This window comes from Lentimonas sp. CC4, from assembly GCF_902728235.1.
Lineage (GTDB): Bacteria > Verrucomicrobiota > Verrucomicrobiia > Opitutales > Coraliomargaritaceae > Lentimonas.
The window spans coordinates 2,625,528-2,640,215 of sequence record NZ_CACVBO010000001.1 but is presented as its reverse complement, the minus strand read 5'-3'; the positions used below and the strand labels follow the sequence as shown (position 1 = coordinate 2,640,215).

The window sequence follows — 14,688 nt, the reverse complement described above, 5'->3', positions numbered from 1 at the left end:
GGAATTAAGAATTAGGAATTAAGAATTGCGGACCGAGAGGAGCTTACAGGGTGCCATTTTTGATTTTTGCAGCGAGCTCAGACGCCTTGTCCGGATCGATATCAGTATATTCGTCTTCGCCGACCATGACGACTGGGCCTTTACCGCAGTCTGCGTGGCATTCGACAAACTCAAGTGTCACCGAACCATCTTCACTGGTGTGGCCGACCTTACAGTTGAACTCTTTCTCTAGGCGCTCACAGGTCTGATACGCTCCAGCGAGTGCACACGGTAGTGTGCGGCAAACACGCACGTGGTGCTTACCGGTCGGCTCCGTGCGGAGCATCGGGTAGAATGTGACAATCTCTAGGATGTTGATCGGCTGCAGCTCTAGACGAGCGGCAATCCACTCCATCGCTTCGTTCGAAAGATAGCCCTGATCCTCTTGCACCAAGTGGCACAGCGGCAGCGCGGCGCTCTTCATCGTCGGATAACGCGGCACCAGCTTATCAATTTTTTCGATTGTTTCGGGTTTTAAGTTCATCGTTTAAAGGGAGTGGAAAGTGAGGAGTGAAAAGTGGAGAGTGTTTCAGTGTTTCCAGTTTCAGTGTTTTCCAAATTTCAATGTTTCCAGTTTTCGTAATTCCTAATTCGTAATTCCAAATTCTACCTATCGCATTCGCCCATCACGAAGTCGAGCGACCCAAGGATCACGGTGATGTCGGTCAAATAGTGGCCAGGAATCAATTTATCGAGGATACTGAGGTTACAGAAAGACGGACCGCGCACCTTCAAGCGGTATGGAACACCTCCACCCTTCGAGGCGATAAAGAAGCCAAGCGCACCCTTCGGGTTTTCGGCTTCGAAATACACTTCACCTGCAGGAATCTGCGGGCCTTCAGTCGTGATCATGAAGTTCTGGATCAATTCCTCCATGCTGGTCAGCACTTTCGACTTTTGCGGAGCGAAGATCTTCTTCGCGTCCTCAGCATAGTAAGAACCTTCTGGGAATTTACCGATGCACTGACGAATGATTCCAACACTCTGGCGGATCTCTTCAGCACGCATTAGATAGCGGTCGTAGCAGTCACCATTGGTGCCGATCGGCACTTCAAAATCGTAATTTTCATAGCCGAGATACGGCTTATCTTTACGAAGGTCTAAATCAATACCACAAGCGCGGAGATTTGGCCCAGTCAGACCGTAAGACAACGCATCCTCTTTCGAGATCGCGCCAATACCAACGGTGCGATCCATGAAGATACGATTACGAGTCAGAAGCTTATCCACCTGATCCAGCACTGGCAGCACGCCCTTACAGAAATCAAGCACACGCCCCAGCCAGCCGTCTGGAATATCGCGAGCGACACCGCCGATACGTGTATAGCTAGTGGTGAAACGCGCACCAGTCAGTTCTTCAAACAGAGTGTAGAGCTTTTCACGTTCAGTGAACGTATACATGAACACCGTCCATGCGCCGGCATCCATCCCGTAAACCCCAACACCCAGTAAGTGTGACGAAATACGCGCCAACTCGCAGCAAAGCATACGAATCGCTTGGCAACGCTCAGGCACTTCGAGGTTCGCCAACTTCTCAACTGTCATCGCATATGCGACGTTATTGGAAAGCGGTGCAATGTAGTCCAGTCGGTCTGTATAAGGCACGAACTGGTTATACGTCATGTTCTCGGCAATCTTTTCAGTGCCACGGTGCAGATAGCCGATCACTGGCTCACACTTCTTCACGACATCGCCGTCGAGCTCCATCTTCAAGCGCAACACGCCGTGAGTGGTCGGGTGCGAAGGCCCGACGTTGAGCATCATGGTCTCGCCAGAGAGTTCACCCTCGGCATCGCTTGCGCGTGCCCCGGCATCTCCGATTGAAATTTCTTTGGTAGTGGCCATTTAAAAAATCCTCTTATTTCCCGCAGGGTTTTACCTTTTTCTCGTTCCAGCTCTGATCCTTCGCACGCGGCTCGGTCTGGCTCATTGGCCCATCAGCGGACGAGACGAACGGACCGCCCATCATCGGCGCAGGCAAGACAGAGGCACCAGTCGTTTCCGCCACATCGGCAGCTGGCAGCGGCACTTCGATCCCCGCCAATGGGAAATCTTTACGCAGTGGATGATACGGATACGCATCCCACATCAAAATACGTGTCAAATCAGGGTGCCCTTCGTAGCGAATGCCCATCAAATCGTAGGTCTCGCGCTCGTGCCAATTGGCCGAAGCAAAGACAGCCGACAGGCTCGGTAGCGCTGGATTGATATCATCCGCACAATCGGCAGCCACACGAAGATACTCGTGCTTCGTCGTCGAAAGAAAGTGGTAGATCCCGGTAAACCGTGGACTCTGCGCGTCCCAATCGACCGCAGTCACATCGACCAACATATCGTAGCCGAAGTCATCGCGTAGCGCAGTGCACAGCTCAATCAGCTGATCCGCTGGGCAATTCAACGCGGTATGGTCCGAAGACTCGCGCTCTGTGAGAGTTTCGAAGCGCTCCTTGAGTAGAGCCAAATCACTGGTAGTCATAGCTTAACTTTCCTTCGCAGCTCCGGCCAATTCCGCAGAATCCGCCTTTTTAGGAATCAAGTTCTTCACCGAACGCTCGGTGCCGATCTTGTCCTGCAATTTAATCATCGCATCCAGCAATGCCTCCGGACGCGGAGGACAACCACTGATATAAACATCAACTGGGATAATATTATCCACGCCTTGCAGCGTCGCATACGAGCGATACATGCCGCCTGTGCTCGCACAAGCGCCCATAGCAACCACCCATTTTGGCTCGGCCATCTGGTCGTAAATACGACGCACCACCTCTGCCATTTTGTAAGTCACCGTGCCCGCAACGATCATACAATCCGCCTGACGAGGCGAAAATCGCATAACTTCCATCCCGAATCGGGAAATATCGAAACGCGCGCCACCGGCACCCATTAGTTCGATCGCGCAGCAAGCGAGGCCCATGGGCATCGGCCATACCGAGTGCTTGCGGATCCAGTTAATTACAGCATCCGCCTGAGTGACAATGACTTCACCCTCGACCTTACTGTCATAAGCTATGGTTGTATTTTGCATGCTAATTGTGAGGCCTTTAAGTGGACTCCCTCAAAACGGTGAGACCCTAATTTTAAGCCTATCTCATGCAAGCTACAATTTGACTTAATCGTCACAAGAAGCGCGACTTCGCCTTAAAATACCACACAGTCGCTAAAGGGTTAGCATGCATTCTCACCCCCAAGGGGAATATATCCACCAAGTAACCTTGTCAGCGCTTCCCAACGAGCTACCATGATCCCAATGAAAACCTGTGATACCTCTGCCTGCCAATCCGCCCGTGAAATCTTCCACGTGAGCTAAAAACAAACTCGGCGATCGCCCTACAATAAACAGAGCACAATGAATGAAAGCGAACACATCGAGTTCAAGAAAAGCCTCTCTGAACAGAAAGAGGGCTTAATTTCTTTGGCTGCGATTTTAAACAAACACGGAAAAGGCGAGCTCTGGTTTGGGATCAAAAATGACGGCACACCCGTAGGGCTACAAATCAGCGAAAAGACACTGCGCGACCTCTCGCAAGCAATCGCAACACATATTGAACCGCGCATCTACCCTCAGATAGTCAAAGAGACGCTCACAGGAAAGCCCTGCCTCAAAGTCGTTTTTCAAGGAGGAGCTCGCCCCTACTTTGCTTTTGGCCGTGCCTACATGCGAGTCAGCGATGCAGATCGCAAACTCTCGGCGGAAGAGTTGGAGCGGCTAATTCTCGAAAAGAATCGAACTCATCGTGGGTGGGATACAGAACCCAGCACTCTACTACTCAAGAGTCTACACGTGGACGGCATCCGCATCTTTGTTGAAAAAGCAGGACTCATCTGGAGCAAAGCTGAAACCGCTCTAAAAAATCTCTCATTGCTGGAAGGCGGCCAACTACTCAACGCGGCGACGGTCTTTTTTCAGTCGCATCCGCCCTATGAGCTACGCACGGCCGTATTTGCGAGCACCACGAGCTCCACGATACTGGATCAGCACAATACCAAAGGGGGGCTACTCGAATTGATCGAAGAGGCGCAGAACTACATTCTCAAGAACATCCACATCGGCATGAAGGTGCAAGGGCTGGAACGGATCGATGTGCCTGAAATCCACCCCGAAGCAATCCGTGAAGCAGTGATCAACGCCTTCTGCCATCGCAACTATCGCGATCCAGACCCAGTGCAGGTCGCCATCTATAAAAATCGCGTAGAAATTCGCAATCCAGGGACATTGATTGATGGCATCACACTAGATGACCTCCGCGATGGAACGGTGTCGCGCCGTCGCAACCCACTCATCGCCGAGTTACTGCGACGGATTAAACTCGTTGAATCATGGGGCCGCGGCATTCCACTTATATTAGAAAAAGAACCTACGACTCGGTTTGAAATCACAGGAGGATGGTTTGTGACCACACTACTGCGCACAGCCGAAGCGTCGGAGAAAACGTCGGAGAAAACGTCGGAGAAAACGTCGGAGAAAACGTCGGAGAAAACGTCGGAGAAAATCCGACGAATCATTGGAACCAACAATCAAGTCACGATTGCCGAATTATCCGAGCAAATCGGCGTCAGCACGCGAACGATCGAACGCAACATCAAGAACTTACAAGAGACAGGTGCACTACGCAGACAAGGCCCCGACAAAGGTGGCCATTGGGAGCTTATCGACGTTTAATCAATTACGAAACAACAACTATAAACTCACGCCTAAGCTTGTCAGACTTGAAAGCTCTGACACGATAAAAATATGAAAACCTGTGATACCTCTGCCTGCCAATCCGCCCGTGAAATCTTCCACGAACTCGAAGAATACTACGACGACCACAATCTCTACTTTCAGACCATCGGCTCCGTGCTCGAAGCTGCCAATGCACTGAACGTGGCCCATCGGCTAAAGCTCATCCTCACTCAGCCAAAGAACGAAATCATGGTGCACTTTCCTGTCCAAATGGACGACGGCACCTGGCAACTCTTCAAAGGCTACCGCGTGCAGCACAACAATGTGCTCGGCCCCTACAAAGGCGGCATCCGCTATCACCCCGAGGTCAAACTCGACGAGGTCAAGACACTGTCTCTCCTTATGACCATGAAATGCGCCCTCGCCCGCCTGCCCTTCGGCGGCGCCAAAGGCGCACTCAAGATCGACCCACGCGGTGTCAGCCAACACGAGCTCATGCGCGCCACCCGCCGCTTCACCGCCGCACTCGGTGACAACATTGGCCCCGACAACGACATCCCCGCACCTGACGTCGGCACCAACTCTCAAGTCATGGCTTGGATGGCCGACACCTATATCAATTTCTCCAGCTCTGCCCACAAAGTCACCGCTCGAGGTGTCGTCACCGGCAAGCCACTGGAATTCGGTGGCTCAGCCGGACGTGACAAAGCCACTGGCCAAGGTCTCGTCTATGTGCTCGACGCCCTACTCCCAGGCATGGGCATCAAACTCAACGAATCCACCTGCAGCCTGATCGGTTATGGCAACGTCGGCTCTTGGACGGCTCGCCTCCTCCAAAAGCGTGGCACTACACTCAAAGCCGTAATGGATCACACCGGCGCGATTCTCAACGAGACCGGCATCGACGCCGAAGCGCTCGCCCAGCACGTAAAGGCTACAGGCGGCGTCAAAGACTTCGCCGACGCGCAAGCCGTCAGCAACGAGACCTTCTATGCGACACCCGTTGACCTCTTCATTCCCGCTGCGCTAGAGCAAATGGTCGATCTTGAACACGCCAAGCACATCCAATGCAAAGTGCTAGTCGAAGGCGCCAATGCCCCGACCACACCACACGCCGAGCGCTACCTACTCGACAAAGGCGTCGAAGTGCTCCCAGCGATCCTTTGCAACGCCGGTGGCGTAACCGTCAGTTATTTTGAGTGGAAACAAAACCGCCAATCCGAGACATGGGACGAAGAGCTCGTCGATGAACGCCTCAAAAAGACCATGACCCGCTCCGCCGAGCGCGTGCTTGCCATGGCAGAGCAACTCGACTGCAACATGCGCATCGCGTCCTACGCCTCTGCCATTGAGCACATCAATAACGTCTACGACATGCGTGGCGTCTTCCCTTAATTCGGCGTAGCCGAATTAAGGGAGTGACTCAACCTGCGGTTGAAGTGAGGTGACCTGCGGTCAGTGAGAGTGACTCGGCTTCGCAGAGGAGTGGGAGTAACGCCTTCGGCGAGTGAGAGTGGCGAGTTAGTATACTGCCGCGCATCAAGAATTATGATTCTTGATGGTTCAGACATATGCGTAGGGGTCGTGCTTGCGCGAACCGCGAAGGCAGGAGACGCTGTAAAACTCCATGGCCTTAAGGCCTTTACGCGGTCTTCAGCCTTCGCCAAGGCTACGGACTGACACGTCGCAAAGCAAAGCCCCGACCTTAAGCAGAGATGTAGCTTGAATGCACTTTTCACAAATCATGATGCGCGTGAGTATAGTAACAGTGCTCACCAGAGAAACGGCCTGCGTAGAAGCGACACGCTTTTTTGTTTTCAGATACTTAGACCACGAAACCTGCGCTACCCCACTACTCACTCTCACTCGACCGAAGGTCGTCCTCACTACTCACTCTCACTGACCGAAGGTCGTCCTCACTCTCACTCTCACTCGACCGAAGGTCGCATCACTCGGCGCAGCCGCCTCACTCCTCACTGCCGAAGGCACCACTCGACCGAAGGTCGCCCTCACTGCGCCAGCGAAGCTGCGCTTGACAGCGCCTCACTTGTCCTTCAAATCCTTACATATCGTTTACACAGCATGCGCAGCCCAGAGCTCGCAACGAAGCGGACCCGGCGTCCACCTGAAAGCTTAAACAACGATACACCCTCTTAATCTTCGGATATATATCTGTAGATTTACGCGAAGTAGAACACCACGTGTTCGCCACTTTCAAAGACTAATACTAGCCATTCGTGGCCGCTCGACATGAGTAACGAAGAAACAACCAAGGAAGCACCTAAGGACAATCAAATCGCAGTATCCGGCATTCTGGAAATCCTGCCGAATAAGACTGGCCAACTCCTCGACCCTGCCCGCAACGGCAAGACGCGTCCGACTGACCCCTTTGTTCCGACAGAGCTCATCAAGCGCTTCCGCCTGAAGAAGGGTCACTTCATCGTAGGCAACGCCATCAGCAACCCACGCTTCCCGAACCCCAAGGTTCGCTTTATCGAAACCGTCGACGGCGCGACCATGGAAGAGCGCAAAGGCCGCTACACTTTCCAACAGATGGTCTCCATCGCGCCGGACGAGCAAATCAAGCTCGCTGCCAAAGACGGCCGACTCACCACCCGCATCATGGATATGTTTTGCCCGATCGGCAAAGGCACCCGCGGACTGATCGTTGCCCCACCGCGCACTGGTAAAACCACGATTTTGCACGACATCGCTCACGGCGTTAAAGAAAATCACCCCGAATGCCACCTCGTCGTGCTCCTCGTCGATGAGCGCCCCGAAGAAGTCACCGACTTCAAGCGCAGCGTCGATGCCGAGATCTACGCCTCTTCCAACGACGAAGAGATCACGAATCACACACGCCTCGCTGAAATCGCAATCGAACGCGCAAAGCACCTCGTCGAAGCAGGCAAGGACGTCGTCCTACTACTCGACTCCATCACCCGCCTCGCTCGCGCCTACAACGCCGCATCTGGCAAAGGTGGCCGCACAATGACTGGTGGTCTGGATAGCCGCGCCCTCGAAAAGCCACGTCAATTTTTCTCTGCCGCGCGTAATTGCGAAGAAGGCGGCAGCCTCACCATCATTGCCACTGCCCTCGTGCAAACCGGCAGTAAGATGGATGACCTGATCTTCCAAGAATTCAAAGGCACCGGTAACATGGAAATGGTGCTCGACCGCAAGGCCGCCGAGCTCCGCCTCTGGCCTGCGATCAACCTCAACGCCTCCGGCACACGTAAGGAAGAACTGATCCTCTCCGGTAAGTATCTCGAAGGCGCACAATTCCTGCGCCGCGCCCTCGCCGGTCAAAAGATCGAAGACGCCGCCGAGATCATGATCGAACGCTTCAGCCTGACCAAGAACAACGAAGAATTCCTCAAACTGCTGGATCGATAGATTTAGTGACACAGACATTCTTGTCTGTTCCAACACACAGCAACAGGCAAGAATGCCTGTATCACTGAAGCCCCTACGTCAGGATCGCGAAATCGCTTTCGACTAGTCCTTGAAATAGACTTCAAGCGTTCCGAATAATTTCCCATCCTCTGCTAAGCCTGCAGAATCTAATGTGATATCCAGTTGTTGTGTCTGTGCATCTATGTTCAACACCTCAACGGTCGGACTGATTGAATCAGCGGTCAGCTCAATGCCCTCCCAATTTTTCAAATCAGAAGAATAGTAAAAGGTTTGAGCAATGTCATCAATCGATGCGGTTCGTCTCAGGAAGCGGAAAACAATTTCATCCGCGAAGTCATCGGACACGACTTGAGGCAGAATCGTTGGATCCATTGCTGTAGGATCACCGATCAGCACATACTCCATCAGGTTTAAGATCCCATCGCTGTCAAAATCCTCGTCCCAGTTCGTATTTAACGCTCCGGGAGCAGTGGTGCCAGCATAGCTATCAAACCACGCATTGTAAGCGTCAACCACGGTGTAGGATTCGTAGAGACTGGTGGCTTCATAGCTACTCAAAGCACTCGCGTAAATCCTGACTTCATCCATTGCGCCCTGATAGGCACTATCTTCATCTACATTGTTAGCTAGAAGGGCATCTTGGATCACGCCAATTTCTGTCGTTTCCCCTATTACAGAGTGCCAAAGGGCTCCATTGAGATATATAGACATCTCTCCAGTAGCTGCGTTCTTCGTGAATATCCAATGATTCCAGCTCCCTGCGTAGTCTTCTGAAATCGCATCCTGTCTGACACGATCATAGCCACTGGCATTTCCGCCTGCATCCCAAATAATTTCTCCACTACTCCATGGCAGGTGGATATTGAGCATGCGATTTCCAGAACTGTCTACGGCATTCAAAATGGTATCTGCCACTGGCTGTGAAGGATCGCCATACACCCACATGGAAATCGTAATCTCATTCGCTTCACTGACCTCGGTAAAAGCGCCAGCGGGAAGCATTAAACCTGCTTGGCTACCATCAAAGTCCATCGCATGACCATAGGCGCCATCGATCCAATCGCCAGTCGCTCTGGTCGCTTCATAAGCACCGGAGACGCTGTCGGCGACAACCGTCCCCTGCCCTTCATCAAACTTCCATTCTGCTATTAAACTTTGCGCGGCATGCGACACTGGAAGCGACACACCGCGGCTTCCATACTCATTATTAACATCCGTCGCTTCTAAAACAAAGTCATAGGAGGTTGTAGACGATTCCGTAGGCACACCGCTGAGTATCCAGTTCCCTGCTACATCGGGATCTTCAGCAATTGTGAGCCAATCCGGCACGTTGGAGAAAAAGCCGTCTTTAATGGCTAAAATACTTGCGATTTCATCTCCCTCGGGATCCCAGAAATCGACTCCTTCCACGAGAACGTGGTAGTAAGACTCCCCGACGCGCGCTTCAGGGAGGTCTGTATATTTACGAGACCAAGCAGGAGGCCCTGGGAATGCATTAACCGCGAGATACGCATCGGTCGCGGCGAGTAGCTCTTGCGCCCAATCTCTGAGTAGCTGTGGATCCGTCCTCGGGATCGAGCCTTCCCATGTCATGTGCCCACCGGCTTGAATTGCCTCAAGATTCCATTGGTTAAATTCGTCCTGGCTCCAGGCTGACGGTGTGCTGTAACGCCATGATGCGGGTCCAAGCTTCGAGTGGTAGTTCCCCACCACCTGATCATCCCAATCCCATTCACCGCCGACTTTAACATACCCATTCGTATCCGTCATCCGAGTGACGTGCCGGTAGTTACTCGCAAAAACCGTTTCGTTGCGGATCGGATTCACAGCTAATGAAGCGTGATCATCATTACCATTGTGCGCATGACCGAAGGTATAATCATCAAAGCGTGTCGAGCGAGCATACGGGAACTCATCATCTATACCAAAGTAGTCATTATCTAGCCGTCCGTTATTGAAAGCGACTGGGCAATCTGGACTCCCGGCCCATACCGCATTGGCAAATGCTTGGTAGATACGTTGCTCCTCAATGATTCCGCTTTCATCCTTGTCGCCGTTTGCGACCATATGCTTTGCGGAGTCAAAAGTCCATGAAGTCGCGTATTTTCCATATCTGAGCGAGAAATCCTTAAGCACGAATTCTGCATAGCAGAACATATATTTACGGTTGGGATATTCGTCCGAAGCATCTTCATACTGTTGGGTCTCACTATTCCAGATCCCGGTATGGTAGGGTTGACTGTCGATAAATGCCTGCACTTCTGGATCTGTATCACAATACTCGAACCAACGCTCAGCGAAGGGCTGATAGTCATCGGTATTATCGCCGGTGAAAGTATCTGAATTGGAATAGAACTTTGCCCCTAATTGCACATTCCTAATTCCACTGACTTCATCTAGGAATGGATCACTGTCTGGCTCGTCATCGTCAAAGTCGCCCCACGTTTCCGGCACAGGAGACGTGATCGCATCGCCACCGACACTCGAAAGCCCCTGCGCAATCATCTCCAACAATCGATGGGGCACATTATGCACTGCAGATACCACTGATCCTTCGTTCAACCTAGCCAAGGTGGAGTCTACAGTCTTTAAATTCTGAAGAAAATCGACATCGCCTTGCCCACAATTCCAACTCCCGCGAAGACCAGCTGCGCGTTCGCCCTGCCCATAGCCTTTCTCCAGCGTTATGGATTGGATCGATTTCGCAGCAGTCGCATCCTGCCCGTAAACGACGATATGGTAGTCCTTCGTTAAATCAAAGTCGACTGGCAGCGCACCGGACGCCTCATATTCATCGTTGATTCGGTAGCACCAATATCCCGCATAACTGACCTCAATCGTCACCTTCGTAGGTTCGCCCGCGACAAACTGGTGACGTGTGCCGGAGGTATCAAGTGAGACGACCGACGAGCCATCTGAGAAATTCAGGCCGCGAAAGGATTCGCCGCCCTGACTCGTGAGATTTGCACCGATACTGTAAATACCGGCCTCAGCCTGAAAGGGGTTGAGGCCACTATAATTGGCTAAGTCCGACTCTGAACTGACCAGCCCAAAGGAAAGGTTGTGCGCCCCGTTGGTATCAATCGACTCTGTCTCATAAGTCACATGCAGCCTAAATCCAGTTGCGGACTGAAAGTGATTGGCAGAATACATAATCGCCCGCTGATCAGGCTCCGCGTCGCCATTGTCGTAAACGGCATCACCGTCATCCGTCCAATTCGCGGCAGCCGGCCCAGCGCTGAGTAGACCACCCCCCTTGATGGCGTTGACCTCTAAGCCATCACCATCAAACCCATCGTGATACAGAAATTCAGGATAAGGGTCTGGATCATCCGGCAGAGCGACATCGAGATGCAAAGACTCGATCGTCTTTCCCCCACCATCATCGTCCTGCCCATAAACCACGACGTGGTAGCGCTTACTCAAATCAAAGCCCTCAGCAACCGTGCCTGTGGCTTCCAGCACACCGTCGATACGGTAGCTCCAGGTGCCGTCCCCACCAATTGCGAAAGAGACTTCAGTCGATTGGTCGATATCGAACTGGACGTTGGTTCCCGACTTATCGAGTGCCTTCGTCGTTGCGCCATTCGTGAAGGTCAAGCCCTGCATATTTGGATCATATTCAGCGGTGACATTGATCCCTATACTGTAAACCGTCGGATCCCGACGGAACGGGTTATATTCAGAGAAGGTCGATAGATCCGTTTCAGAGCTTATGAGGCCGAAGGAAAGGTCGTGCGCTCCCTCATCGCTAATTGAACCGGTTTTATAGACTGCTGTCAGTCGAAGCCCCTCATCCGCCTGAAACGTATTTTCAGAATACATGAGCGCCCTTCTTCGAAAGGTTGTATTTTCTGTGGTAAAAGTAGCGTCGCCAGTATCTGACCAACTGGCCTCACTGATTTCGTTCACCAATAATCCACCGCCAATACTGGCATTGGTGGATAAAGTATCATTATCAAAAGTGTCCTGATAAAGCGTCTCTGCATGCGCAGAAAGCATTAAGGAACCACTAAAGACCAAAAGAAGGAGGGGGGGAAGGGGGTAGGTCACTGTGGTAGAGTGACTAATGTAGTTTTAGACAATAAAAAAGAAAATAATTCCGGCGATGCTAGGAGTGCATCCTCTCAATCGAACCACTGACGGATTCATCGTATTCTAAATAATACGTGTGCCGCGAAAGCGCGGCACAGTCCTAATACCCACTCCGCCTTGAACTACATGCGCCTCAAAGGGAGTTAACTACCTTGAGTGGCATGACTATGTTGGCGATCATTAGGGTGTTTGCGTATCGTCATTTGGTAAAATGACGTGGGATGTGGCTGAATATCGCCGAGTCAATTTTACAAAGAATTCATAGAGGCATGGGGCTTGTATACGCTCGCGTATGACAAATGGTAATTTTCACTCAACACTTCGGGAGGGATGAGCTCCGCCTCGTCCTACAGTGTGCTGGTGCTTTAGTTGAGTGCTGAGGATCAGTGACAGGCAGCGTAGAACGCGGCAGGCAGCGTAGAACGCGGCAGGTGCAGAGACCATCCCTATGCGATCATCACAACTAAGTCACCGCAGTCACTTGGACTCGCTTTAATCGTGCGCACAGATCTTCGCCTTGCGGCAACTGTGGCTTCAGCGACTCCAACCGGCTCCACGCATACACCGTAGCTCGACGCGCACAATCTTCTGGCGACTCATCGTGCAACAGCCCATACAAATAGCCTGCTAGCAAGGAATCCCCAGCACCGACCGTGCTGACAATTTCCAGCTTTGGCGACTGCGCCAATAGCTCTGAGCCTTCCTTTAAAAACAACGCGCCCTCGCCTCCCATTGAGACGATCAAGTTTGGAATCTGTTCGTCCCGCAACTTCCGTGCCGCAGGCAAAATAGCCGCGGCATCTTTCAGCTCGACGCCCAATAGTTCTGCCAGTTCGTGCTCATTCGGCTTAGCGAGGTGGATACCCGCCTCGACCGCAGCAACCATGGCTGGACCACTCGAATCCACTGCGATCTTCGCGCCCTTCGCCCTGAGCGCACGAATCACATCTGCGACATACGAAGGCTCAACCCCCGCGGGTAAACTACCTGCAATCACAAACCAACGTTCTGGCTCAGCCATCTCTAACAAACGCGCCATTAAGGCCTCACGTTGCTGAGCAGTCGGGGTCGGCCCCGACATATTTAAATCGGTGTTGGTATTGGCTGAAGTATCCACGATCTTAATACCAGTGCGCGTTTCACCCGAAACACGCACAAAGGCATCTTCGATCCCATGCGCAGCAAAATGCTGCTCATAAAGCGCCGCATTGTCTTCTCCTAAAAACCCTGTGGCGACTACTCCGTCAACACCGTCAAGCGCAAGCATGGTCGCCACATTCACGCCCTTGCCAGCTGCTTGTCGCTGTGACTCACGCACCCGATGCACCGAACCTAATTCCAGATGATCCACAAACACCGTTTGGTCGATTGCGGGATTCAACGTGACTGTGACGATAGTAGGCTTCGTTATCATACGTAAAGAAATACAAACAACGTTGCGATTTGCAAACACATAGACCGCCTACAACAACTCCAGCTGATCGTTGCCGCTAAGGCTCCACGCACTGCGACCACGACGGCGCAGCTCGGCGGCGAGCTCAGCGGTCGATCCGTGCATGGTATACACCGTCGTTGGGTTCACCTCTTCGACAAACTCTAATAGCTCGGCATAATCGGCGTGATCCGAAAGCGGCAAGACCGCATCCGTGCGGTAGCGATAACGGCTAGAGGTCTGCAAGCCCCAGCCGCTGATCATCGCAAGTCGATGCCGCCCCGCAGGTAACTGCTTGCGCACCGTCGGCGGCATCACCACCACGCAACCCGCGAGATTTAGAAAATCCAGAGGTCGCGTCTCTGGCATCGTCACACCGTGGTTCGCATACACTAAATTGATCGCACGAATCGTCTTATGCGCCATGAACCTAAATCCACAAGGCTCTAGTATCTTTAAGACCTCCTGCGCCTTGCCCAAGGAGTAAGCCAGTAGAATCGGCACCTCACCCGCCTCCAGTGCATCTGTGCAAAATTGCCGAATCTGCGCCTGAACCGCCTCCGTAGGCGGAAACACAAACTCAGGCCGTCCGAACGTCGACTCCATGATCAATGTATCTGCTTGCGGAATTTCGATCGGCTCAGCCGCTAAGCCGGGCCGCGTCTTAAAATCCCCGGTATAGAGCAATGATTCTCCATTGGGCGTCTCTACCCGCACCATCGCAGAGCCCAACACATGCCCTGCAGGATACAGCTGTATGCGCAACGAACCGTGCTGATACACCTCACCATACGCCAGCGCGACCCCACGCTGCGCCGCCGCATCGCCAAGACGCACTCGAATACAATCAATCGTCGGTGCCGTAGCCAAAAAGGACTGATGCCGCGCCACGTGGTCGCCATGCGCATGCGAGACGACTGCAAACGGCTTGGGCCGACGCGCATCCATCCACAGCCCACAATTCGGCAAATACAGGCCACCTCGCTCCACCGCAGTTAACATATAGAAAGCTCTACACAAAAACGACCTCATCGGCTAGTGC

10 protein-coding genes are annotated in these 14,688 nt (G+C 52.6%); 3 read left to right on the top strand and 7 right to left on the bottom strand.

Annotation, left to right across the window (positions count from 1 at the left end):
• Positions 1-43 precede the first annotated feature (43 nt).
• From GZZ87_RS11320 to nuoB, 4 genes are all read right to left on the bottom strand, one after another.
• Positions 44-523 (bottom strand): NAD(P)H-dependent oxidoreductase subunit E, encoded by a 480-nt coding sequence (locus GZZ87_RS11320; RefSeq protein ID WP_162025237.1) that lies wholly within the window; start codon positions 521-523, stop codon positions 44-46.
• A 122-nt stretch (positions 524-645) separates the two neighbouring features.
• Complete coding sequence (nuoD, locus tag GZZ87_RS11315; RefSeq protein WP_162025238.1) at positions 646-1,884, bottom strand: NADH dehydrogenase (quinone) subunit D; 1,239 nt, start codon at positions 1,882-1,884, stop codon at positions 646-648.
• A 13-nt stretch (positions 1,885-1,897) separates the two neighbouring features.
• Entirely contained in the window at positions 1,898-2,515 is a 618-nt protein-coding gene (locus GZZ87_RS11310; RefSeq protein ID WP_162025239.1) for an NADH-quinone oxidoreductase subunit C, read from the bottom strand.
• A gap of 3 nt (positions 2,516-2,518) precedes the next feature.
• Positions 2,519-3,064, bottom strand: a complete 546-nt coding sequence (gene nuoB, locus GZZ87_RS11305) for an NADH-quinone oxidoreductase subunit NuoB (protein ID WP_162025240.1) — start codon at positions 3,062-3,064, stop codon at positions 2,519-2,521.
• Between the two features lie 321 nt (positions 3,065-3,385).
• Here nuoB and GZZ87_RS11300 point away from each other — a divergent pair, with 321 nt between their 5' ends.
• The 3 genes from GZZ87_RS11300 to rho all read left to right on the top strand — a co-directional run bounded on the left by GZZ87_RS11300 (position 3,386) and on the right by rho (position 8,098).
• Positions 3,386-4,699, top strand: coding sequence for an ATP-binding protein (locus tag GZZ87_RS11300; protein WP_162071450.1), 1,314 nt, complete (start codon positions 3,386-3,388; stop codon positions 4,697-4,699).
• Positions 4,700-4,771: 72 nt separating this feature from the next.
• Complete coding sequence (locus GZZ87_RS11295) at positions 4,772-6,097, top strand: Glu/Leu/Phe/Val dehydrogenase (protein WP_162025242.1); 1,326 nt, start codon at positions 4,772-4,774, stop codon at positions 6,095-6,097.
• A gap of 855 nt (positions 6,098-6,952) precedes the next feature.
• Entirely contained in the window at positions 6,953-8,098 is a 1,146-nt protein-coding gene (rho, locus tag GZZ87_RS11290) for a transcription termination factor Rho (protein WP_162025243.1), read from the top strand.
• A 102-nt stretch (positions 8,099-8,200) separates the two neighbouring features.
• On the opposite strand, the gene GZZ87_RS11285 is transcribed toward rho, so the two are convergent.
• The 3 genes from GZZ87_RS11285 to GZZ87_RS11275 form a co-directional block, all read right to left on the bottom strand.
• Positions 8,201-12,121 carry a LamG domain-containing protein gene (locus tag GZZ87_RS11285; RefSeq protein WP_162025244.1) on the bottom strand — a complete coding sequence of 1,307 codons (3,921 nt, stop codon included), beginning with the start codon at positions 12,119-12,121 and terminating at the stop codon, positions 8,201-8,203.
• A 556-nt stretch (positions 12,122-12,677) separates the two neighbouring features.
• Entirely contained in the window at positions 12,678-13,628 is a 951-nt protein-coding gene (gene pfkB / locus GZZ87_RS11280; RefSeq protein ID WP_162025245.1) for a 1-phosphofructokinase, read from the bottom strand.
• Between the two features lie 48 nt (positions 13,629-13,676).
• On the bottom strand, positions 13,677-14,648 hold the full coding sequence (locus tag GZZ87_RS11275; protein WP_162025246.1) for an MBL fold metallo-hydrolase: 972 nt from the start codon (positions 14,646-14,648) through the stop codon (positions 13,677-13,679).
• Between the last annotated feature and the right edge of the window lie 40 nt (positions 14,649-14,688).